The sequence below is a fragment of the Psychromonas sp. psych-6C06 genome (genome assembly GCF_002835465.1).
In the GTDB taxonomy this organism is placed as follows: Bacteria; Pseudomonadota; Gammaproteobacteria; order Enterobacterales; family Psychromonadaceae; genus Psychromonas.
In genome coordinates, this window is record NZ_PIZM01000005.1 from 57,830 (window position 1) to 81,226 (window position 23,397).

Annotated in this window: 19 protein-coding genes; 13 read left to right on the plus strand and 6 right to left on the minus strand. The window is 39.9% G+C overall.

Going from position 1 to position 23,397, the window contains the following annotated elements:
- Positions 1–50: 50 nt before the first annotated feature.
- Together malK and malT are read right to left on the minus strand one after the other, a co-directional pair.
- Positions 51–1,196 (minus strand): maltose/maltodextrin ABC transporter ATP-binding protein MalK, encoded by a 1,146-nt coding sequence (malK, locus tag CW745_RS08120; protein WP_101108149.1) that lies wholly within the window; start codon positions 1,194–1,196, stop codon positions 51–53.
- Positions 1,197–1,423: 227 nt separating this feature from the next.
- A complete protein-coding gene (gene malT, locus CW745_RS08125) occupies positions 1,424–4,108 on the minus strand; it encodes an HTH-type transcriptional regulator MalT (RefSeq protein ID WP_101108150.1) in 2,685 nt (894 codons plus the stop codon).
- A 636-nt stretch (positions 4,109–4,744) separates the two neighbouring features.
- Between malT and malE the strand changes: the two genes are divergently transcribed.
- The 3 genes from malE to malG all read left to right on the plus strand — a co-directional run bounded on the left by malE (position 4,745) and on the right by malG (position 8,490).
- Positions 4,745–5,929, plus strand: coding sequence for a maltose/maltodextrin ABC transporter substrate-binding protein MalE (gene malE, locus CW745_RS08135; protein ID WP_101108152.1), 1,185 nt, complete (start codon positions 4,745–4,747; stop codon positions 5,927–5,929).
- 107 nt (positions 5,930–6,036) lie between these two features.
- Complete coding sequence (malF, locus tag CW745_RS08140; protein WP_101108153.1) at positions 6,037–7,590, plus strand: maltose ABC transporter permease MalF; 1,554 nt, start codon at positions 6,037–6,039, stop codon at positions 7,588–7,590.
- Positions 7,591–7,599: 9 nt separating this feature from the next.
- Positions 7,600–8,490, plus strand: coding sequence for a maltose ABC transporter permease MalG (gene malG / locus CW745_RS08145; protein ID WP_101108154.1), 891 nt, complete (start codon positions 7,600–7,602; stop codon positions 8,488–8,490).
- A gap of 67 nt (positions 8,491–8,557) precedes the next feature.
- On the opposite strand, the gene glpQ is transcribed toward malG, so the two are convergent.
- On the minus strand, positions 8,558–9,547 hold the full coding sequence (gene glpQ / locus CW745_RS08150) for a glycerophosphodiester phosphodiesterase (RefSeq protein ID WP_101108155.1): 990 nt from the start codon (positions 9,545–9,547) through the stop codon (positions 8,558–8,560).
- Positions 9,548–9,597: 50 nt separating this feature from the next.
- Between glpQ and glpD the strand changes: the two genes are divergently transcribed.
- Complete coding sequence (gene glpD / locus CW745_RS08155; RefSeq protein ID WP_202973177.1) at positions 9,598–11,124, plus strand: glycerol-3-phosphate dehydrogenase; 1,527 nt, start codon at positions 9,598–9,600, stop codon at positions 11,122–11,124.
- Between the two features lie 176 nt (positions 11,125–11,300).
- Positions 11,301–11,531: a hypothetical protein gene (locus tag CW745_RS08160; protein WP_101108157.1), complete on the plus strand. Its 231-nt coding sequence runs from the start codon at positions 11,301–11,303 to the stop codon at positions 11,529–11,531.
- Here CW745_RS08160 and greB read toward each other — a convergent pair.
- Positions 11,528–12,022: a transcription elongation factor GreB gene (greB, locus tag CW745_RS08165; RefSeq protein WP_101108244.1), complete on the minus strand. Its 495-nt coding sequence runs from the start codon at positions 12,020–12,022 to the stop codon at positions 11,528–11,530. The two genes, CW745_RS08160 and greB, sit on opposite strands and share 4 nt — an antisense overlap.
- Positions 12,023–12,135: 113 nt before the next feature.
- Between greB and CW745_RS08170 the strand changes: the two genes are divergently transcribed.
- A complete protein-coding gene (locus tag CW745_RS08170) occupies positions 12,136–12,561 on the plus strand; it encodes a YbaY family lipoprotein (RefSeq protein ID WP_101108158.1) in 426 nt (141 codons plus the stop codon).
- A 12-nt stretch (positions 12,562–12,573) separates the two neighbouring features.
- On the opposite strand, the gene CW745_RS16605 is transcribed toward CW745_RS08170, so the two are convergent.
- A complete protein-coding gene (locus CW745_RS16605) occupies positions 12,574–12,825 on the minus strand; it encodes a YkgJ family cysteine cluster protein (RefSeq protein ID WP_153069752.1) in 252 nt (83 codons plus the stop codon).
- A gap of 150 nt (positions 12,826–12,975) precedes the next feature.
- Here CW745_RS16605 and CW745_RS08180 point away from each other — a divergent pair, with 150 nt between their 5' ends.
- From CW745_RS08180 to CW745_RS08190, 3 genes are all read left to right on the plus strand, one after another.
- On the plus strand, positions 12,976–13,476 hold the full coding sequence (locus CW745_RS08180) for a molybdopterin-dependent oxidoreductase (RefSeq protein ID WP_101108160.1): 501 nt from the start codon (positions 12,976–12,978) through the stop codon (positions 13,474–13,476).
- A gap of 73 nt (positions 13,477–13,549) precedes the next feature.
- Entirely contained in the window at positions 13,550–14,545 is a 996-nt protein-coding gene (locus CW745_RS08185; protein WP_193755565.1) for a GGDEF domain-containing protein, read from the plus strand.
- 47 nt (positions 14,546–14,592) lie between these two features.
- On the plus strand, positions 14,593–16,638 hold the full coding sequence (locus CW745_RS08190; protein ID WP_101108162.1) for a S9 family peptidase: 2,046 nt from the start codon (positions 14,593–14,595) through the stop codon (positions 16,636–16,638).
- A gap of 64 nt (positions 16,639–16,702) precedes the next feature.
- Here the strand turns inward: CW745_RS08190 and CW745_RS08195 are convergent, their stop codons facing one another.
- On the minus strand, positions 16,703–17,191 hold the full coding sequence (locus tag CW745_RS08195) for an RNA-binding protein (RefSeq protein WP_101108163.1): 489 nt from the start codon (positions 17,189–17,191) through the stop codon (positions 16,703–16,705).
- A gap of 490 nt (positions 17,192–17,681) precedes the next feature.
- Between CW745_RS08195 and CW745_RS08200 the strand changes: the two genes are divergently transcribed.
- The 4 genes from CW745_RS08200 to CW745_RS08215 all read left to right on the plus strand — a co-directional run bounded on the left by CW745_RS08200 (position 17,682) and on the right by CW745_RS08215 (position 23,351).
- Positions 17,682–19,739: a DUF2298 domain-containing protein gene (locus tag CW745_RS08200; RefSeq protein WP_101108164.1), complete on the plus strand. Its 2,058-nt coding sequence runs from the start codon at positions 17,682–17,684 to the stop codon at positions 19,737–19,739.
- A gap of 9 nt (positions 19,740–19,748) precedes the next feature.
- On the plus strand, positions 19,749–21,827 hold the full coding sequence (locus CW745_RS08205) for a DUF2298 domain-containing protein (RefSeq protein ID WP_101108165.1): 2,079 nt from the start codon (positions 19,749–19,751) through the stop codon (positions 21,825–21,827).
- 109 nt (positions 21,828–21,936) lie between these two features.
- Positions 21,937–22,932, plus strand: a complete 996-nt coding sequence (locus CW745_RS08210; protein ID WP_101108166.1) for a glycosyltransferase family 2 protein — start codon at positions 21,937–21,939, stop codon at positions 22,930–22,932.
- Positions 22,933–22,937: 5 nt separating this feature from the next.
- Positions 22,938–23,351 (plus strand): GtrA family protein, encoded by a 414-nt coding sequence (locus CW745_RS08215; protein WP_101108167.1) that lies wholly within the window; start codon positions 22,938–22,940, stop codon positions 23,349–23,351.
- The last annotated feature ends 46 nt before the right edge of the window (positions 23,352–23,397 follow it).

Sequence of the window (23,397 nt, forward strand, 5' to 3'; positions counted from 1 at the left end):
GCTCTCAGGAGCAATCGACTCCCCTTGTATTAAACCGAGGTAAGCGTGGTTTAATGACTGGCGCCAATTTCTTGATAGGTACGCTGACAAGCAGTGCCATCCTTTTTGAATAGGTGGCAGCGATATTCTGGTAACCTAAATTTGAACTGTTGTCCCAGTGCTACATCGGCGACATCAAAATAACGAATGATTAAATCGCTCTCGATGCAGGTTGCTTCAACGTAGATCTGCGTTTCATGGCCAAGTTGTTCTAATACTTGAATTTCACTGCTGAGTATTAGCCCGGTTTTTTCTGGGGCGCCGTTGTTACATTGTTGAGAAACAGAGGTATCAATATGCTCTGGGCGTATGCCGACAGAAACGGCTTCACCGATGCTTAAATTGTCGTGCTCAACTTGCACGGTTAAAGGGGAATCGTTAGGTAGCAAAACTTTAACGCCGTGGCTGGTTAGTTCCACGACCTTGGCATTGATAAAGTTCATTTTAGGCGAGCCAATGAAACCAGCTACAAAACGATTTTTAGGATAGTGGTACAGCTCTAGTGGTGTACCAACTTGCGCGATACGACCTCCCTCTAAGACCACAATACGATCTGCCATCGTCATCGCTTCAACTTGATCATGGGTGACATATACCATGGTAGAATTAAGGCGTTTATGCAGTTTACTTATTTCAATACGCATCTGGACACGTAATGAAGCATCGAGGTTTGAAAGAGGTTCATCGAAAAGCAATACTTTAGGGCGGTTAACTAGAGTGCGACCGATCGCAACACGTTGTTGCTGACCACCCGATAATTCTTTGGGTTTTTTCTCTAATTGACTGCCGAGTTGTAAAATTGATGAGGCGTAATCTAGACGCGCTTCAATCTCTTTTGGATCGGTTTTTTTAAGACGAAGACCAAAGGTCATGTTGTCTTTTAAATTAAGGTGAGGGTAGAGTGCATATGATTGAAAAACCATACTAATTGAACGTTCAGAAGGGGGAACATCATTTACGCGCTTATCATCTATGTACAGATCGCCAGCGGTAATATCTTCGAGGCCAGCTATCATACGTAATAGTGTCGTTTTACCACAACCTGATGGCCCTACAAAGGCAATAAATTCACCATCGATGATCTCTAAATCAATATCTTTTTGAACCACTACTTTACCAAATGCTTTGGTGACTTTTTTTAGTACAACACTTGCCATTGGTTTTTCCTCATCTTGTTATGCTTTGTTTCGATGAGGATATTGTGTCGTAGCAATCGGGTTTTATCATCCTCCTACCGAGGGGGAGTAGATAAAACCATGGATGCTGAGGGGGATGGGGTTTTGCTTGAAGTGCCTATTCTCATGGGCTTTAGGGGTTGTTTGAATATATGGCATTTGTTACAGAGTGTAACAAATGCCATGCAAGACTTTTTAGTTGGCATTTATTAAATTAGCGCGATTAATTGCTCGCTCAATTGAAGTGCCTCTTTACGGTTTTCTAAGCCGAGCTTTTGGTAAACATTACGGATGTGTGATTTTATAGTGGTCGGTGCGACGCCCATGTTATGAGCTATTTCATGGTTTCGGCATCCAGAGTGAATCAACCCCAGTACTTGCCATTCGCGTGGTGTTAACGGAATGTTTTTAACCAAACGTGGCGTACGTGAATGATTCGTTATCTTTAACACTGCGGTACTATCAAACGGGTTCTTAGGGCCTTCATTTAAACTGATTCCTGATAATGAGAGCAGTTTCATGAGTTTATTTTTTACCGCATGGATCATCGAGGGATCATTGGCTAACTCTTGATAAATTGGTTTTAAATTTTCTGATTCACGAATAAAACAGGTATCTAAGCCGGTATATAAAGAAGACTCAACTGCTTGATGTAAATGCTGACGTGCATTAGAGAATTTTTGCAGTTTTGTCTCAATACTGGTGAGTAAAATGAGATTACGATTTACTTCCATCTGTAATTGACATTGTTGTGCATCAACCATATTCGCTTGTGCTATTTGTAAAGCCTCATCAAATTTTCCGAGCTTTATATAGGCGCGAATCAAATTACGATTATGACATTGGTCAAAATGATTAAAGGCATTGTTGGGAGTTGGCGCTTTTTGTAACCATTTTTCAATAGCCGCAATATCATTATTAAGGCGCCAATATTTAAGGCGTGCATAATTGGCCGCCGCTATCCAGTCACTGTGGTAATTTTGATTACGTAATAGACGCTCAATTTCATTAATCAGTTGTTTTGCTTGTTGCATGTTGCCACGTTCAAGGGCAACTTTTGCTTGTAGCGTATAAGTATAAAGGTACCACTGTTCATCGTATGATTTAATCACCTCTAACGCTTGCTCACAAAGCTGATCTGCAAGTTCAAATTCCCCTGCTTGATAGGCGCGTTGTACTCTAAAGTGGAGCGGGAAGGCATATAAAGGCAGTGACTCTAAATGATGTTTTTTGATTAACTCAACTGCTTTTTGTAGGTGATCCTCTGCCTGCTGATGCAGGCTTTGTGCCTGTAATATTTCTGCCTGTTGATAGAGGCACCAAATAACATTTTGGTGCATATCTTGCTCACTAGCAAGCAAGATAACCTCTTGAAAATATTGATATGAAAGGTCAAGTTGACCAAGGCAGTGGTACGCCTCACCAATAATTGTCTGGGCAATAATATTAGTGCGCGCACTGGGGGATGCATGATTTAACAGTGTTTCTTTCGCTTGAGTAAGGGCATCGTTAATACGCCCTTGATTGATCGAAATTTGTGCTTTAATTACCATTAGTTCACTTAATATTTCTTGTGATAATAATAACTGGTGCTGGATAAACATTTTTTCAGCTTGTTTAATAAAGGGGGCTACTTTGTAATGCTGATGATGACTTTGAAGCATCCACGCTTTTAATATCACCAACTCTGGGTGTAGCCAGATAGACTGTCTAATTAAATTAAAACAAGCTTGTAATTGATTAAACTGACCATCATGAAAAAGTGACCAGCCAGCTTGCTGTAACAATGTAATGGTTAAATGCTGGTCTTCGCTTCGTAACACAAAGGGCAATGCTTCATCCGCTTGCTGATGTTTAAGCCAAAGTGTGGCGACTTCTGTATCGGAAAGAGGTTTAACATTGATCTGTTTGCTTTTATGCAACAGAAAGTTTTTCAAAAAACTATTACAGGCATACCAGTTTTTCTCTTTAGGTAACTTAATGATCAAATTGCTTTGTTCGCTTAGTTGTGCGAGTAAAGCATCACCTTTATCGGTTTCACACAGTTGATTAATCATCTGTGCATTAATTTTACTCAATGGTGCGATACGAAGTAGCAGTGTTTGCAGTTGCTCAGAAAGGTGAGTAAACACCTCTTCATCAAAATAATCCCACAGGTAAATATGCTCGTTATTTGCGATTTGCAGGGCATACTCTGTGAAGCTTTGCGCATCTTTACTGAGGATTGCCACTAGTTGCAATGCAGTAGGCCACCCTGAAACGGCTTCATTAAGGTTAAGCACAGTAGTTGATGGCATTGCAAAATTAAGGCTACTTTCAAAAAAAAGGAGACTTTCTTGATCACTAAACGAGAGTGCATCAAGAGACAACTCAAAGAGCTGTTGTTTAATGCGCAGATTAGAGATAGGTAAAGCTGTCGCTGCACGGGTGCTAATTAATAGTTGCCAATCGTTGGGCATATGCTTAATAAAAAAACTTAATGCTTGTAAAATACTGGTGTCGGTAATGTGGTGAAAGTCATCTAAAATGATGCAAAGAGGTTTTTGTTGCTCCGCGCTTTCATTAAAAAATAACGTGAAGAGTGCAATCAAATCTAAGTCACTGTTCTGTTTTACCATCTCTATGGTCGCAGGGCAGTGTACGCCTTCTATATCAGCCATCGCATATATAAAGTAATTAGCAAACTGTTGCGCATTATTATCGTATTTATCGATGCTAAACCATGCACAGCCATCCTGCTTATTTGCCCATTCAGATAACAAACTGGTTTTACCATAACCCGCGGGAGCCGTTATTAACCCCAGCTTGATCGCATTAAAATCATGTAATAGGTGTAAGCGAGTGACCGAATTTTTGAGTAGTCGTGGCGCATTCAGTTTAGACTTAATTAACATCTTTAATCCTTAATCGACGGCATTACTTTTCATTTTAACTATCCCTATGTGCATTAAATTAAGCATCCTGCTCATTGCATCTGTCTTTTCTCTTTATTATTGCTGTTGGAGCTCTCCCCACTTTGTGAGCCTAGGGTCTGTTGATCTTTCGAGTTTATTTTTGCAACAATTTGTTGGCTATTTATACAAGGCTGAGCCTATGCCGTGTGGTTATTCCACATCAATAGGCGAAAACGCAGTAAAAATGGTCAACAAATGTTGCCCTTCGGGTTCAACACAACACGCTTTGCCCTGTGTTAGACGAAATTCGCTTAGAATGACTAAGCCACATCCCGTCTGCCTTGCTCAAAACGCGTTGTGTTGAACAAAATTTAAACGACAAAGATCAACAGCCCCTAGAGTACGCCTTATTTTTCTCTATTACCTGCATGACTTTGTAACAAAATGAAACAGCTTGATGCAGTACGATCTTCTACTCCCTTTATAAACGGTGGTTTAGCTGGCCTTGTAACGGAAGCTTTAGGGGGCGTAGCTGAGAGGTGGATGACCCATTTGCTGATTAACCTTATTGTTTATAGCGTAAAGCACGGCAGCTAATGCCAGTCATCATACTTAACTATTAATAAGGTAATCACTATGAAAAAAACACTTAGTACACTTGCTGTTTCAGTATTAGTTGCACTTGGTAGCGCCAACATTGCACATGCAAAAATGGATGAAGGTCAAATTACAATCTGGATAAACGGTGATAAAGGGTATGACGGTTTAGCATTAGTTGGGAAAAAGTTCGAAGCGGAAACAGGGGTTAAGGTCATTGTTGCTCACCCTGATAAATTAGAAGAGAAATACCAACAGGTAGCTTCAACGGGCGATGGTCCAGATATCATTTTTTGGGCACATGATCGTTTTGGCCAATGGGCGCAAGCGGGGTTATTAGCAGAGGTTAAACCTACAGCTTCATTGAAAGCGAAAATGGTCGACTTTACTTGGGATGCGGTGACTTATAACAATAAATATATCGGTTATCCAGTAGCGGTTGAGTCACTTTCACTTATCTACAACAAAGACTTAGTGCCGAATCCTCCTAAAACGTGGGAAGAGGTGAGCGCTATTGATAAGCGCCTTAAAAAAGACAATAAGTCTGCCATTATGTGGAACTTAAAAGAACCGTTCTTCACATGGCCATTAATCGCAGCTGACGGTGGTTATGCTTTTAAGTTTTCTGAGGGGGCGTATAACCCGAAAGATACTGGCGTAAATAACGCGGGCTCAAAAGGCGCATTACAATTTATCGTCGATATGATTGAGCGTAAAGAGATAAGCCCTGATGTTGATTATTCGATTGCTGAATCTGCATTTAACACAGGTAAAACGGCAATGACAATCAATGGCCCTTGGTCTTGGGGCAACATTGATAAAAGTGGCATCAACTATGGTGTTGCTGTGTTGCCAACCTATAAAGGTCAATCTGCGAAACCTTTCGTTGGTGTGTTAACAGCGGGTATCAATAGCGCAAGCCCAAATAAAGAGCTTGCTAAAGAGTTTATTGAAAATTACCTGTTAACCGATGAAGGGTTAGCATTAGTTAATAACGACAAACCACTGGGCGCAGTCGCGCTTAAATCATTCCAAGCTGAGTTAGAAAAAGATCCACGTATTACAGCAACCATGGCGAATGCGGAAACGGGCGAAATTATGCCAAATATCGCCGAGATGTCTAAGTTCTGGTATGCAGAGCGAACTGCAATTAATAATGCGGTACAGGGCCGTCAAACGGTGTCTGAAGCATTAGATGATGCGGCTGCTCGTATTATTAAATAGTGGTCGATACCCGTTATGAGTTAAGCATCTAAACCGTAACGGGTATAAACAAGCGTAATATTTCAGCGTTGCGCTTTATTGAAAGTCGGGGGTTAAAAGAGGTATTTATGGATCAAGCAATTGAATCAGGCCGGTCGTTAAGTGTACGCGCTAATTGGATTAAATGGATTGTATTAACACTTGTTTCTTTGGTGGCCGGTTATGCCATTATATTAATGTATGCACAAAATGAGACCATTTTCGCGTTATTAACATTAGTCATTGTCGCATCTGGTGTGGTCGTTTTTGCTCGCGAAGATACCTACTCCCATCGTTATATTTATCCAGGTATTGCTGCCATGGTGATATTTATTATCTTTCCACTCATGTACACCGTAGGCATCGCTTTTACCAATTACAGTGGTACTAACCAGCTTACCTTTGAACGTGTACAGGCACAGTTTCTGGCTAAAACCTATGAGCAACCTAACTCCTCTTATGCCTTTGAACTTTATCAAGTTAGCGATAATAAAGTGCAACTACACTTTCAAAAGCAAGATAAGCATTATTCAACATCAATTTTCGCGTTAGATGAGAGTGCACCTATTTTCCTCTCTAACCGTGCCGATAAAGTCGGAGAGAAAGCGCCACTTCGTTTCGTTATTCAAAACCGTAATGCGCTACGAAAATTAGATATCGTTTCTCTGGAAGGGCATTCGTTATCCATGAGTGGCTTGCGTGAGTTTGCAGCTAGCACACCGCTGTATGAGTTACAGTCGGATAATTTGACCTTAGTCAGCCTGCTTGACGGCGAGCGATTAAAACCCAATATGGAGATCGGCTTCTATCAAGCGGTTAATGAGCAGGGCGAATTTATCGGTCGTGAAATTTCACCCGGTTTTGTGGTTGGCAATGGCTGGGAAAACTTTACTCGTATCTTCGTTGATAAAGGCATACAGGGTCCCTTCGTACAAATATTTATTTGGACAGTTATCTTTGCAGGCTTAACCGTATTATTTACTTTAGCAGTGGGTTTAGTACTTGCTTCTGTGGTGCAGTGGGAAGAGTTAAAGGGCAAAGCGATTTATCGTATGTTGTTAATTCTCCCTTACGCTGTTCCTGCTTTTATCTCAATATTGATATTTAAAGGTCTGTTTAACCAAAGCTTTGGTGAAATTAATCAGTTATTAGAAGGTTTGTTTAATTTTAAAGTGAATTGGTTTACCGACCCCTACATGGCTAAAACCATGATACTTATTGTGAATACTTGGTTGGGATATCCGTACATCATGATCCTGTGTATGGGGCTATTAAAATCGATTCCGAGTGATCTTTATGAAGCTTCTGCCATTGATGGTGCAGGGCCGATTGATAACTTTTTCAAGATCACATTGCCGTTAATGATCAAACCGTTAACGCCATTACTTATCGCCAGTTTTGCGTTCAATTTTAATAACTTTGTATTGATTCAGCTACTGACTAATGGTGCGCCAGATATTATTGGTTCATCGACGCCAGCAGGACATACCGACCTATTAGTAAGTTACACCTACCGTATCGCCTTTGAAGGCGGTGGTGGTCAAGACTTCGGGTTAGCCAGTGCCATTGCCACACTGATCTTTATTGTCGTGGGTGCTCTCGCATTATTGAACTTACGTGTTTCGAAAAAACAACAAGCTTAGGGGGCACAGATGCCAATAGTTAAATCTAAAAATGAAAAAAAACGTATTTGGTTTGCCCACCTTTTTTTATGGGTATTCTGTGCGGCCATTTTGTTTCCACTGTTAATGGTTATTGCTATCTCATTTCGTGAGGGGAATTTTGCTTCGGGATCATTAATTCCTAGCGATCCAACCCTAGAGCATTGGAAGCTAGCTTTAGGCATGGTGGTGACACACGCCGATGGTAGCGTCACCAATCCTCCTTTTCCTGTGCTGTTATGGTTATGGAATTCAGTAAAAGTCGCGGCTATTACTTCTGTATGTGTATTAGCGTTGTCGACAACCTGTGCCTATGCCTTTGCACGTATGCGCTTTGCAGGTAAAAAAGTGTTATTAGAGGGAATGCTTATTTTTCAGATGTTCCCCGCAGTATTAGCCTTGGTTGCGTTATATGCACTGTTTGACAAAGTGGGGCAGTACATCCCGTTCCTAGGGTTAAATACCCATGGCGGATTAATATTTGCGTACCTTGGCGGTATTGCGTTACACGTTTGGACCATCAAAGGTTACTTTGAAACGATTGATAAATCGCTCGAAGAAGCCGCTTCGTTAGATGGTGCAACACCTTGGCAGACTTTTAGAATGATTCTGCTACCACTGTCTGTACCTATTTTGGCCGTAGTTTTTATTCTCTCATTTGTCGCAGCGATAACAGAAGTGCCCGTGGCTTCAATTTTGCTGGTGGATGTCGATAAATACACCCTTGCGGTTGGTATGCAGCAATATCTTTACCCACAAAATTATCTGTGGGGCGATTTTGCTGCCGCCGCGGTTCTGTCGGCATTGCCTATCACCATTGTATTTTTACTCGCTCAAAAATGGTTAGTGGGAGGCCTAACAGCTGGGGGGAATAAGGGCTAGTTATTGAACACTTTTTGTAAAAATTGGGAAGCATGATGTTTACCATGCTCTCCCTTTTTTATTGGTATTATTGCCCCTGTAAAAACTGTACCGCGAGATCCGGAAAATCGGTAAATAAACCATCCACATCCGCTTTGATATAAAAAATATTAAGCAGATCATTAAAGCTATTTGCGTAATCGGGAATTTCTCCCTTATCTCGGCGGAAGGTATAGGGATGAACTAATAAATTATATTGATGTGCTTGTTCAACCAGTTGCGTAAAAATTAACTGCTGTTGTGTGGAGCGACTATCAACAATGCGAGGAAACCAAGGGCCAATCGCATCAGCATATTCACTGATTTTCTGCATCGCACCCATTTCATACATCCAGTCGTACTGATAATTTATTTTTTTGCCACCAATATAGTGACCTGTCTCAAACCAAGCGGTTTCAGCAATTAACTGCACTAGTTTGAGGTTTATATCGAGTGCTATAAACAGCTCGTTTTTAATTCGCAGCAACTCATGCGGATCAAAACACTGTAAAAAAATAGCATCGCTCTTTTGATGGTAGCCATAGTGTTTCAATGTTTGTATTACTGCCAGTGAGATATCTTTGCCTTCAGAGCGATGAAAGGCAGGCGCTTTTATCTCAGGGTAGATACCAATATTTCTACCGCGACTTTTATTCAATCCTTGAATAAGTTCAATCTCTTGCGTGAACGTATGTACTTTAAAGTCTGACTTCCAGAGTGGGAAGCGTGCGGGATAAACCGCTTTCTCCTGTGTAATAAAAGCTTCGGTCATCTGCAAAGACTGGATTTCAGAGAGTGTAAAATCAATGGCATAAAAGCGCCCATCTTGACGAGCGCGATCAGGAAAAACAGTCGCCACATTGGTTACAGTGTCCAAAAAATGATCATGTAATACTAATAACTGATCATCTTTACTCATCACTATATCTTGTTCAATGAAGTCGGCATTCATCGCATGGGCCATTGCTTTCGCCTCCATACTATGTTCGGGGAGGTAGCCACTTGCTCCTCGGTGCGCAATCACTATTTTTTTGCTCATAATTTATACTCTTATCATTCATATTCTATAGTGTAGTTATGAGTGTAGATATGAATAGAGAAATTGAAACTGTTGATATGTTAATTGTAGGAGGTGGCATTAATGGTGCGGGAATCGCCTGCGATGCAGCAGGAAGAGGCTTGTCAGTTGCACTCTATGAACAACAAGACTTTGCCGGCGCAACCTCTTCAGCAAGCTCTAAATTAATCCACGGTGGTTTGCGTTATTTAGAGCAATATCAATTTCGCTTGGTGGCAGAAGCGCTGGCCGAGCGTGAGGTACTACTCAAAAAAGCGCCACATCTTATTATGCCGATGCGTTTTGTTTTGCCTCATCAGCCATCATTAAGGCCTGCTTATTTAATTAAGCTAGGGCTTTATTTGTATGACCGCCTTAGTAGTCGAAGTCAATTGCCTGCGAGCAAAGCGATAGATTTTCATCATTCGGGAATTTTGCAATCGCAATTTGAAACCGGCTTTGAATATTCAGATTGTTTTGTTGATGATGCAAGATTGGTTATCTTAAATATTATACAGGCTAAACAGTTGGGAGCTAAGGTCAAAAATTACTGCCAAGTAATTGATGCAAAAGAGGTTGAACAATACTGGTTAGTGACACTTTATGATCAAGTTAATCACCAAACTTTCCAAAAACGAGCTCGTTTATTAGTAAATGCCGCCGGTCCTTGGGTGAGTCAATTTATTGATCAAAAGCTCAATGTTGAGAGTGAACAAAAAGTCCGTTTAGTTAAAGGTTCACATATTATTCTGCCAAAACTTTATGAGCAACCGCATGCTTATATTCTACAAAATGATGACCAGCGTATCGTTTTTGTTATTCCATATTTGGACCGATTCTCTTTAGTTGGAACGACAGATCAAACCTACCAAGAGGCAACGCATCAGGTTGAAATTTCAAAACAGGAATCTTTATATTTGTTGGATGTGGTTAATCGTTATTTTATTAAACAGAGTGGCATACAGGATATTATTCACAGTTTCAGTGGCTTGCGTCCATTGTGTGAAGACAAAAAAAGTAGTGCACAAAAGGTTACTCGCGATTATAAATTAGTATTACAACACGCGAATAATAGCGCACCACTTATCTCTATATTTGGCGGCAAGATAACCACTTATCGTAAATTAGCCGAATCTGCTTGCAAACTTGCGATGCCTTTTTTTCCTCAGATGAAAAAATCATGGACAGCAAAGACCCCTTTACCTGGCGGTGATTTTAACGGTACACCTGAGCAATTGACCTCACAACTTTTGCAAAGTTTTAACTGGTTAGATAAAAAAATTGCGCGTCGATATATTGCCCAATACGGTACTTTAGCGTGGCAGTTATGTGGCAATAAAAAAGGGCTTGGGGAATTTTTTGGCGCAGGATTATATCAATTAGAGATAGATTATCTAGTGAAAAATGAGTGGGTTATTTATCCGCAAGACTTACTTTGGAGGCGCACCAAATTAGCGTTATTTTTAGGTGAAAAAGAGTTGCAAAAAATAACGAAATATTTTAAAAATAGCCCCATCTGTAAGGGAGCCATGTCGGCTAAAGGAGAGATAAAGGACTAAACTTTAATCGCTGTAGTGAATAATTAAGGTCTGTTTTTTGACCTTTTAAATCAATAAAGTAGCATCAATTTGTTATCTTTATTGGCAACTTAACTTAAAGGTGATCTAGGTATTACCTATTTTTCAAATAAAGCGCTAAAAATAAGCTTTAAGACTAACGATAATAGGAGTGTTGTATGGGAAATCGAAACAGTGGTCATCTCTCAAATGATGCATCAGATACGGAAATCAGTGAATGGTTGGAAGACCACACCGATGAACACATTGAATTTATTGAACAGCAAGCTAGAAAAAAACACAGTGGTGCTGAGCGAGGGAAAGTTCGTCGCAGCATCGAAGAGATCAAAGAGAGAAATCGCCTGAGGGAATTACTCGGCGAAGATTATGACGAGTTATTAGACAGTTAAATTAGATCATACTCAATTGTATTAATATACCAAGTGCTAACACCACTTGGTGTATTAACCAATGCTTCGTCATCTACCTCTTTTTTGAGCAAAGCACGTGCCATCGGACTATCTATAGAGATGTAATCTTTACGCTGCTCAATTTCACCACGTTGGTATATTTCATCAGGCCCGACAATCTTAAAACGTTTTACTTCACCTTGCTCATTTTCAATGGTTACCCAAGCCCCAAAAAATACTTTTCCCGCTTGCTGTTTATTAGGTGTTACGACGGTGAGTTTTTCGAGACGTTTGTTTAAAAAGCGAATACGGGAATCGATTTGTCGTAATAAGCGTTTGTTTTCTTTGTAATCTGCATTTTCAGAGCGATCGCCTAAACTGGCTGCCCAAGCCACTTTTTCGGTTATTTCTGGGCGGTACTCCTGCCACAGGTAATTCAATTCACTTTTGAGTTTTGTAAACCCTTCAGGGGTGATGAGGTCGGTGCGCAATTTCATTGTTCCGTTAATTATTTTAGATGTAAAGGTTAGCGTTTTTTTAGCGCTAATTGAACTATTTTTAAAATACAGCCTCTAATTGTTAGATCTAATTTTAGAGGTTTTATATGTTTACAAAAAAAATAGTGACTTTAATGTGTTTGATTTTTAGCGTTGTGTTATTAACGGGATGCAATGACAGCGTCAATAAAAGCGATGATGCTTTGAGCTTATTAGAAACCGAGGTCTATTATCTACAAAAAATTCGTTTACCTGAAGGTGCAAAGCTTGAAGTGCGTTTAGAGGATGTTTCGAAAATGGATGTTGCTGCTGAAGTGATTAGTAGTGCCGTCAGAGAATTAAAAAGTTCGCCTCCCTATGCGTTACAAATTGCTTTTCCCAGTGATCAAATTAAGGCTAATCACCGATATTCATTACGTGCTTCGATTCGTTCAGGGGATGAACTGTTGTTTATCTCAACAACGCATATCAATCCTTTTGAAGTAGGTATTGCAACACCGATAAAAATCAAAGTTGACCACGTACAAAAGTAAATATCTATTTAACTATTGCGTCGATGACTCGAGTTCAGTGAGGTTAATGAAAGCGGTTTCATTTTTATCGGCGCAAATCCATTCACAAGCTTTAAAATCTAGGCAAACTTGTGGCCTAAGTGGGTTTTCAAAAAGTTTGCAAAGGTTATTTTCATCCAGCTGGATACAGCGCTCACCTGCTTTTTTACCTTTTTCCATCCCTGGAATTGCAGAGGTAATGCTTGGTGCAATGCAACATGCGCCACAGCCTAATCGACATTCCATATACTTATCCAACCCTAACTATTAAAAAAAGAGACTATTGTAACGTTTTTCGTTTTTTTTATGACAATTTTTTTCTGATTAATCGACTTTTACACTTTACTAATGAGCAGTTAGTACCATAGTTAATAAGAATAATATTGGAGATAATTAATGTTAGTAAAGCGGTCAATAAAAATTAGTTTTTTAATGCTCTATGTGGTGTTGTCTTCATGCCTTCAGGCATCGCAAAAAGCATTGTTAAATATCTCCTCTACATCTCAATCCGTTAACCAAGAGTTTTCGTTAAAGCAATTACAGCAATTGCCACAACAAAAAATTACCGCGCAACTTCCATGGTGTAATGAAGTGAATACCTATGAAGGACCACTTCTTGAAGATGTTTTTAAATTAGCAGGTATTCAAGGACGTTGGTTAACCTTTACCGGGTTAGATAATTATCAAATCTCTTTTGATTATAAGAGTATTAAAGAGTACAAGCCTATTTTGGCCTTACAACGCGATGGAGAATTGTTATCTATTAGGACTAAAGGGCCGTTATTATTGGTTTTACCCATTGATCAATACAGTGAATTAAATACACCGCTTTATCATGATTATATGGTCTGGCAATTGATAAAAATTGGGGTAGAAGATGTTAAGGGTAGCCTCTAAGCGGATTAAACGCAGTCATGTTTTAGTATTAACTGCAATTCTGTTTGTGACTTGCACCTCCATAAGTACCATCATGTTAATTAAAACCCATAATCTATTGTCATGGAGTGAGCGGGCTACTGGCCGTGCTTTGGTGCATTTGGTGGTAATGCAACAAGCATATTTATCCATTTTAGCATTGCATGAACATGTTGATGATGACGGGGCGGATGCGGAGCTATTGAAACATTACGATTTAGCTTGGTCAGCCTATGAAACCCTAATTAATGGAACTCGTCATGCGTATTTTATGCATGATCCACAGAACCTTGCTGATTTAAAAGTACATTTTAAAACTTTTAAAAAAAATGACCCCAAAAATAATGCATTGGTAAATGACAAATTACGTAATGCGTTACAACAAACACAGCAAGCTCATACCTACCTTCTTGGATTGCTAAATCATGAGTTTCAAGGTTTTGCTCGTCTGAATCATGAAAGAGATATTAAGTTGGTTAACATTAACCATGTGCTGGTAAGTAGCTTATTTGGGGTTAGTTTTAGCACTGGATTATTTCTATTTATTATCTTTCGTGATAGGCGACGCATGGCTTACTTAGCTTATCATGATGCATTAACTGGTATTGCAAATCGTGTTTCGTTAAAAGAAAAAATTACTCAGTTACAAAATAACAAAGTAGATTTTTGCAGTCTACTGATCGATATTGATGGCTTTAAATCAATTAATGATACCTATGGGCATGATATTGGAGATGAATTGTTAATTCATCTTGCTAATGAAATGAAAGCGGTTTGCGGTGAACGTCACTTTTTAGGACGATTAGGGGGAGATGAGTTTGCAATTGTTCACTTAGATAGACGTGGCATTGAGCAAATGTCGCAACAACTTTTAACGATCACTGCAAACAAAATAGTCATTAAAGGTTGTCAATGCGATGTTGGCTTAAGCATTGGGATTAGTTGTGCCATGGCAGAGCATGAAAGTTGGGTGGATGTTTTAAAAAGTGCCGATGATGCAATGTATACAGCTAAAGAAAGAGGGGGAAATCAGTACCAAATGCATGAATAGGAATAGTCATGCTATTATGTCGCCATAATTTTTAATGAGCGCTAAATATGATACCCAAAACAGCCCCTATCGCGAAAAAAAAATCACATATCCATGAAATTCATCAACATCAGCGTCAAGATAATTACTTCTGGTTGCGTGATGATAACCGCCAATCCCCTGAAGTATTAAATTATTTAAAAGAAGAGAATAGTTATACGCAGGATCAGATGCTACCCCTGAAAGAGTTGCAGCAAGAACTTTATGAAGAAATGGTGGCACGTCAAGAGCCTGAACTTGAATCGGTTCCCTATTTTAAGAAAGGTTTCTGGTATCTTTCACGCTTTGATGAAGGTAAAGACTATAGTGTTTATTGCCGTTATAAAGGCACTATGGAAGCTCCTGAAGAGGTGTTTTTAGATTGTAATCAACGGGCGGATGGCCATGAATATTACCAATTAGGGGATTTAACGCTTTCGCCTAATTCTATGTTGCTCGCCTATTCAGAAGACACCGTTAGTCGCCGTCAATATCGTTTACGTTTTAAAGATTTGCAAACCGGTCGAGATCTGGATGATGTGATTGAAGATGTTTCTGCTGTAGTCTGGGCAAATGACAATAAAACCATTTTTTATGTTAAAAAACATCCAGAAACCCTATTGCCTTATCGGGTCTACCGTCATCAATTAGGTGATGACGCTTGCGATGATGTGCTCGTTTATGAAGAGTTAGATGATACTTTTTATGTCAATATTTATAAAACTCGATCTGAGCAATATTTGGTTATCTGCATCGATAGTACGCAAACTTCAGAGTGTTTATTACTGGATGCTAATCAACCAGAGGAACAGTTTGTTGCCTTTTTACCGCGTCAGCGTGATCATGAATACAGCATCGACCATTTCCAGAATAAATTTTATATTCGCACTAATAATAGCGGTAAAAACTTTGCGTTAAAAACGTCAACACAGCCAACGCAAACCGATTGTAATAGATGGGAAACCCTTATTGAGGCGCGAGATGATACCTTGCTAGAGGGCTATGAGTTACTTAATGAATGGTTAATTGTTGAAGAGCGTTATGCCGGTTTACCGCAACTGCGCCAAATTAATCATCAGACAGGTGAATCTCAAACACTCTGCTTTAACGATCCGGTTTACACTGTGTTTAGCCATTACAATCCCGATCCTGATACGACTAAGTTTCGTTATCAATACACCTCCTTTACGACACCATCTACAGTTTTTGAACTCGACCTTGAAACAGGTAATACAACGCTCTTAAAACAGAGTGAAGTGATGGGCGAGTTTGATAGCCAACATTATCAAAGTGAGCGAGTGTGGGTTGTTGCCCGTGATGGTATCAAGGTGCCGGTATCATTGGTTTACCATAAGCAACACTTTAATCATCAAAATTCTTTGCTGGTTTATGCTTACGGCTCTTATGGCTACAGCATGGATATCGGTTTTAGCAGTGCTAACTTAAGCCTTTTAGATCGTGGCTTTGTATATGCTGTCGCGCATATTCGTGGTGGCGAAGAGTTAGGGCGAGATTGGTATGAACAGGGCAAGTTACTTAAAAAACAAAATACCTTTAATGATTTTGTCGATGTCTCTAAAAGTTTAGTAGAGCAAGGTTACGGCGATAAAAATCGCGTATTTGCTATGGGAGGCAGTGCTGGTGGCTTACTAATGGGGGCTGTCATTAATCAAGCGCCTGAAATATATAAAGGTGTCATAGCAGCTGTTCCTTTTGTTGATGTTGTGTCAACCATGTTAGATGAATCGATTCCATTAACCACCGGTGAATACGATGAGTGGGGGAATCCGAATGAGAAAACCTACTACGAATATATGCTTTCCTATAGTCCTTATGATCAAGTAAGCGAGCAGCATTATCCAAATATGTTAGTAACTACTGGCTTACATGACTCGCAAGTTCAGTACTGGGAGCCTGCAAAATGGGTGGCTAAATTACGTGACTTAAAAACGGATGATAATCAGCTGTTGTTATATACCGATATGGAAGCGGGACATGGTGGTAAATCAGGAAGATTCAAGCATTTTGAAGATACCGCGCGCGAGTTTGCTTTTTTGGTTAATTTGTCAGGCTAATTTTTAGTAAACATAAAAAAACGCCCCTCGGGGCGTTTGTTATATTGATGCCTGTTCTTACAAACTAAGCTTCTGCACCTTTAGGCTCTTCAGTGCGAGGAGTACGTTCATTTGCTTCACGTACTTTAAGAGAGCGATCTTGGAACTCTTTCTCATTTAATGCTTCAATTGCTTGTTGTGCATCTTTTTCTGGCATCTCTACAAAACCAAACCCACGACGTTTACCTGTATGTTTGTCTTTCATAAGGCGCACAGAGAGTACTTTTCCTTGTTCAGCAAAAAGAGTGCGAATCGCCATCTCGTTTGCACGGTAAGGTAAGTTACCTACGTAAAGTGTGGTAGTGGCAAAATCACCATCATTGCTTGGGGTAGCTTTAGAGCTCGAAGAACTTGATGACTTCCCTGTTTTGATGAATTGAATCGCAAGTCCTGTTGCGATAGCGCCAATGGCAAAAGAAATTTCAGCTGAAATAGGTAAAGCGGTGAAATTAATAATGATAAAACCTAAAATCGCAACGGCGATAGAAAGCAAGATTGAAGTGTTTGACTTCATAATAAAATAACCTCAAAGGTAAAAATGAATATGTATAAATAGGAATTACTAAATCAACTTTTTCAAAGGATTTGTAGAAAATATAACCAGTACATGTCTGATTGCGCTACGTTTAATCATCCTCAAAAAAGCAAACATATTGTAAGCTAATTATTTTTCTTTCGTTAACTTCTTTAACAAAATGAGATTTAGGTAGACTACTAACACCCCTATTTTGTGAAATAGGGCACGCTTAAAGAATCTACAATATTTCTATTTTTATATTCCTATCTCTTTATTGGTAGGTTATGTAAGCCATTTTTTCTTTAGGAGTGTTAATTCACTCAAAGAATATAAGTTTACTGATCAAATTTATCGCTACTGGGGATTAAAATTTGTTATAGTTAGGCCCCTTTTAACTTCTAAGATAAGGCGTTTATATTAAATAAAACATGAGGTTACGTTAGTTCTTGTTTGTTAATATGAGTGTTGCTAATACAAGGAGTGTATTATGCACTTAATCTTTCTATTTTTAATGGTATTGATTATTACCATTAATTTCTCAGCGATTGCGCTTTTTGCAACACGTTGGGTTAGTCATTATGCATTGGCAAAAATAAGTGGATTATTATTGCTGTGTTTAACGCTATTTTTTATTGAACACTTTATCGGCTTAGGTAATCTCAATTGGTTATGGCCGATATCAACCTGCTTTTCACTATTTTACCTCGCTAAAAATAAAACAACTTTATTTAAGCAGCATAAAACCTGTGAGTTGGTGTTCTTCATTGGCCTTGTTTATGGATTAATGTGGCGTTTAGCTTTTCCCGATATTAATGGCCAGTCGGAAGACTTAACCGACCTTGCTTTTTTAAGTAGCTATTACCCTGGGCACACATTACCCGCAGTGGATAACTGGTTACCTCCCTACAGCTTTAACTTCTATTATGCGTTTCAACATTACTGTGGCGCATTGCTCGGACGCTGGTTAGCTCTGCCGATTGGCATGACTTACAACGTCGCCTTTGCTGTGTTACTGGCATTCTTAGTAAGCATGGTGTGGAGCATTGCTTCACTAGCAACCTCAAAATACTTACCTCGTGTGTTGTTGGTGGTTGCTGTGGTGATGGGGGGATCTGGCATTAGTGCATTTGTTCCTTTTATGTACCAAGCTAATGCGAAAGATGCGGGGGGGCAGAGTTATGAGTCGCTTAGCCGTCTATGGTCAAGCGTGCGTTTTATTGGTATGTACGATAAAAATGTCAGTACCGACTTTGGTAAAAGCTTAGTGGGTATTGAATCGACTGAAAAAGCACCACAAAATCCTGATTTACCGATAGAAACAATTGGTTATTTAACGATGCAGGGGGATTTTCACCCGCCATTAGGTGGGTTCTTGCTAGTGTTGATCGCAATATGTGCGATTCTCTTAATTGAGCAACCTCGTGCTTATCCCATTAACCCCAATGCGCCCCCTACTAAAGGAGCCTATCAAGCTATCTTAGTAGCAACCGGCCCGTTGATGTGGATAACAAATACTTGGGTGCTTCCTCTGCAGTCGATATTAGTGTTTGCATGGATTGCCTACCGTTGTATCAGAAAATTATCGGTTAATTGGACAGCAATAATATTAGGTGGCTTAATTCCACTGTTTTTGATGTTGCCATTTCTAAACGAGTTTACGCGTAGTGCGTTGTCTTTATCCATTGGCTTGGTGAGCAGTGAACTACGCACTCCGTTTGTTTCTGGTTTATTACTACTTTGGCCACAGTTATTACTACTTGCAATAGGTGCATACCTTGGGCGTAAACAACCGATCATCTGGTTATTTGTGGTCACTTTTACGCTGTTTTTAATCGCTTCAGAACTATTTTTTGTTGATGATCCGATGGGCGGGTTATATGAGCGATTTAATACCACTTTAAAATGGTGGTCTTGGTTACAGGTTGCCGTTGTTGTGTCGTTATCAACGCTATTTATGGCAAGCAAAAATCGTATCGTGCGTGGCGTTAATTTGATTGTCCTATTTGCCCTTGCTAGCTATGCACTGGAATTAGCTTATTACTTTAATAAAACCAGTAAACCTTCTCGTGGCAAATTAAAGGGGGATTACTTCCTGACAAAAGATCAAATCAAAAAGCAGACTCTAGAGTATCTTATCTCTGCTCCTTATGGTGTTGTCCTAGAAGGGATTGATAATGCTGCTTATGGCAAAACATCAAGCTTTGCACTGTTTAGTAATAAGTCTTCTCTAGTTGGTTGGCACTCACATGAGTCTCAATGGCGAGGGCATCCAGCCTTTATTAATCAGCGTGGTAGTGATGCGCGTGCTTTCTATCAGGGGGAGCTTGAAAATAGCCTTGCATGGTTACAACAAAACCGCGTTACTTATATTGTTTGGTCACAAGAAGACAGTACCCGAGCAAAACAACAGAACACCAGACAACGAATTCACTCACGTATCCATTTGCAATACCATTGGGTGGCTATTCAAAAGTATGGATACGAAGAGTACGGCATTTGGGTTTTAAAAGATCCTAAAATGCAAAAAAATAGCACTAAAGGTTAAGGATTTAACATGCAAACTATCTACTTAGTACTGACAATGGGGCTGTTATGGCTGAATATCGCCGGCCTAACCCTTGCCAGTTATCGCTTTTTACCAGATCACCATTTAGCGCGTTCGACGGGCATTATTGTGGTCTGTTTAGTGCTTTTTTTCATTGAGCATTTTATTGGTCTGGGCAGTTTAAATTGGTTATGGCCATTTAGTAGTGCACTGTCGCTACTTCTGGTTTATAAGCACCACGCATTGCCCGCTGAAAAACGTTTTTGGCGTTCAGAGTTATTATTCGCGATGGTGTTTTTCTACAGCTTTGCGTGGCGCTATAGTTACCCAACTATCTACCCATCATCTGAGCGAATTACCGATCTTTACTTTATTAGTAACTACTTACCGGGTAATACCTTACCGCCTATTGATAACTGGAATCCGCCACACGCTTTCGATTTTTATTATGCCTTTCAGCATTATGCTGCGGCTCTTATCGGTCGTGTTTTAAACTTTGACCCCGGCACCACTTATAATGTCGCTTTTGGTTTGATCATGGCGTTAAGTATCACCCTTGCATGGTCGGTTGCGAGTAAATTTATTAAAAGTCGCGCCCTTAAAGTATTACTTGTTGCCACTATGGTCTTTGGTGGAACAGGTATTTCGCCCCTTGCACATATCGCCTTTAATGGCGTAGAAGGGCCGAAAAATGATAGTGAGCAGGAAGCGTCGAGTTATAAACATAGACAAGCAACCGATGCCTTTAAAATGCTTATTTATAGCGCGCGCTTTGTGGGATCGCGAGAAGATGTCAATTTAGATGAGTTACATAATGCGAATGATTGGTCGCGTACCATTTTCCCATCTACGACGCCTGATCCATTACCGAGTAGTAATTGGGAACCTCGCGAGCTGCCAATGGAAAACTTTGGTTATCAGTTCTTTGTTGGGGACTACCATCCGCCATTAGGTGGCTTCTTCCTCTTGCTGTTTACGCTTGCATTACTCGCCGCTATTGAGCGTGGCGTGCAAGTTAAGCTATTACAAGCATTATTAGGTCTAAGTGTGCCTGTGATGATTATTACCAATACTTGGACGTTCCCACTTCAAGGTCTGTTATTAATGGGCTGGGTCGCTTATCGCTACTGGGATAAAAAAGTGGTCAATTGGGATTGGTTAATTGGGGGAGGGCTGCTGGCAGGTATGCTGATTTATCCTTTCTTCACCGATTTTGCTAATGGCTCATTAAGCACACCGGTGAAACTGGTGACTGGTTTTGATCATACCCCTATTTCGCGCTTTTTAGTGTTATTGTGGCCATTATTATTACTTATTGTAATGGGACTGTTTGAACCTAAATATCGCAAATGGAGCATCACCATTGCACTCACATTTGCCTTTATGTTGTTTGTTTCTGAAATGATTTACATTGACGATCCAACTGAGGGTAAGTACCTACGTACCAACAGTGTGATGAAGTGGTGGGGTTGGATCTATGTCGGCGGTATTATTTCACTCGGTGCAGTTTGTTTAGGATCGAGCAAAAAGTGGATCCGTTGGTCAACCATTGTCGTTTTATTGTTAGTGAACGTTTACGCCTATGATGTTGCGCGCCATTGGATATACTCAAGTAAAGGTGCAATGGGTAAACTTTCTGGGCATGCTTGGTATACTGCCGATGGTAGTCATCGAGACATGTTTAATTATTTACAAGCGCAGCCCTTTGGTGTGTTGCTGGAAAACTTACCTGATAACGCTTATATGAACTCTAGTATTTATGCGCTATTTAATGACAAAGCGGTATTGTTGGGGTGGCCTTCACACCTTCGCACTTGGCATGGTGATGTGCCACAGGTTTGGAACTTAACCAATGAAATTAGACTCTTTTATCAAGGTAAATTAGCCAATTCTGCGGACTGGTTACAAGCAAATAAAGTTAATTATGTTATCTTAGAGCGTCATCAAGATGCGGGCAGTTTTGAGTTAATTGATCAGCAAATTAAAGCAGATTACACATGGCAACGTTTTAGCCCACAACACCAAACGGCAAAAGGAATTTGGACACGTAAGGTGTTGTTTGAAAATCAAGAAGATATACGCCAGTAATAGTATTTACTGGACTTTATAAATGGTGGCACTCTTGAGTGGTGCCATTTAGGACGCGTTTTATATGAATAACAACGACCTAAATAATGACAACTAAAGGAATAGTTTTATGGTAGTTAATCCAGAATTAAGCATTGTAGTGTGCGTTTTAAATGAAGAAGAGAGTATTGATCTTTTTCTTGACGCCGTTACCCCTTTTATTGAGCAATCAGTAAACTCTTACGAGATTGTATTTGTTAATGATGGCAGTACCGACCGTACCCTTGAGATAATTAAAGAGCGTGTCGCCGATCCTGAGCGACACGTCAAACTGGTTAACCTTTCTCGTAACTTTGGTAAAGATACCGCATTAACTGCGGGTCTCGACTACGCCAAAGGTCAGGCGGTGATTCCGATGGATGTTGATCTACAAGATCCACCTGACTTGATCCCTGAAATGGTGAAAAAATGGCGTGAAGGTGCCGACTCAGTGATTGCGGTGCGTAAAGACCGAAGTGACGACGGCATCGTTAAACGTAAAACAGCAACGGCATTTTACAAAATAATTGGCCGCATGAGTAAAGTCGATATGCCACAAAATGCCGGTGACTATCGTCTTGTCGACCGAAAGGTTGTCGATGTGTTACAAAAAATGCCAGAAAAAGCACGTTTTATGAAAGGCTTATTCGCATTTCCGGGATTCACGAAAGACTACGTTTATTACAGTCGCCCTGCACGTGTTGCCGGCACGACAAAGTGGAACTATTGGAAGTTATGGAACTTTGCTTTGGATGGTATCTTCTCATTCTCAACCGCACCACTAAGAATCTGGACGTATGCCGGTGTATGTGTAGGTTTTGCATCACTTGCTTATTTAACCTTCGTGATTATCAAAACCTTAGTCTTTGGTGTTGATGTACCGGGTTACGCATCGTTGATCACCCTTATTCTGTTTTTCAGCAGTTTAAACCTGATTGGTATTGGTGTGTTAGGTGAATATATCGGGCGTATTTTTGAAGAGGTGAAAAACCGTCCGCTTTACGTTATCGAAGGTTATTACGGTCATGAAGAACAGGATCAAACGGTTACTCAACCTGCCTCCCGTGTTCGCCAAAAAATAGAATAATCACCATGAAACTACTCAGAGAGTTGGCGACTAACACACTGTTTCAACAGTTAGTGTCATTCGCCATTGTTGGCGTAGGAGCAACATTAACCCATGCGTTGGTGTTTAATGTTGCCTTCGACCAACTACAATTTCACCATCTCTTCGCTAATATACTTGGTTTTTGTGTTGCTTTTACTGTTTCCTATTTAGGCCAATTTCATTGGACCTTTAAGGCGCAAACAATTCAACTCGCAGATAAACGTAGCGCTTTTTTTAAATTTTTAAAAACAGCGCTACTTGGTTTTGCAGTTAATCTATTTTGGTCATTTCTCATTTTGGAAGTGTTACATCTGCACCACTATTTCTACTTAGCGTTATTAACTTTTGTCACCCCAATATTAATTTTCATGTTGAATAAATTTTGGGTATTTAAATAAAAACAATCGAATAAGTATGTGAGCTAAATTTCTGTCAGAAAAGAGA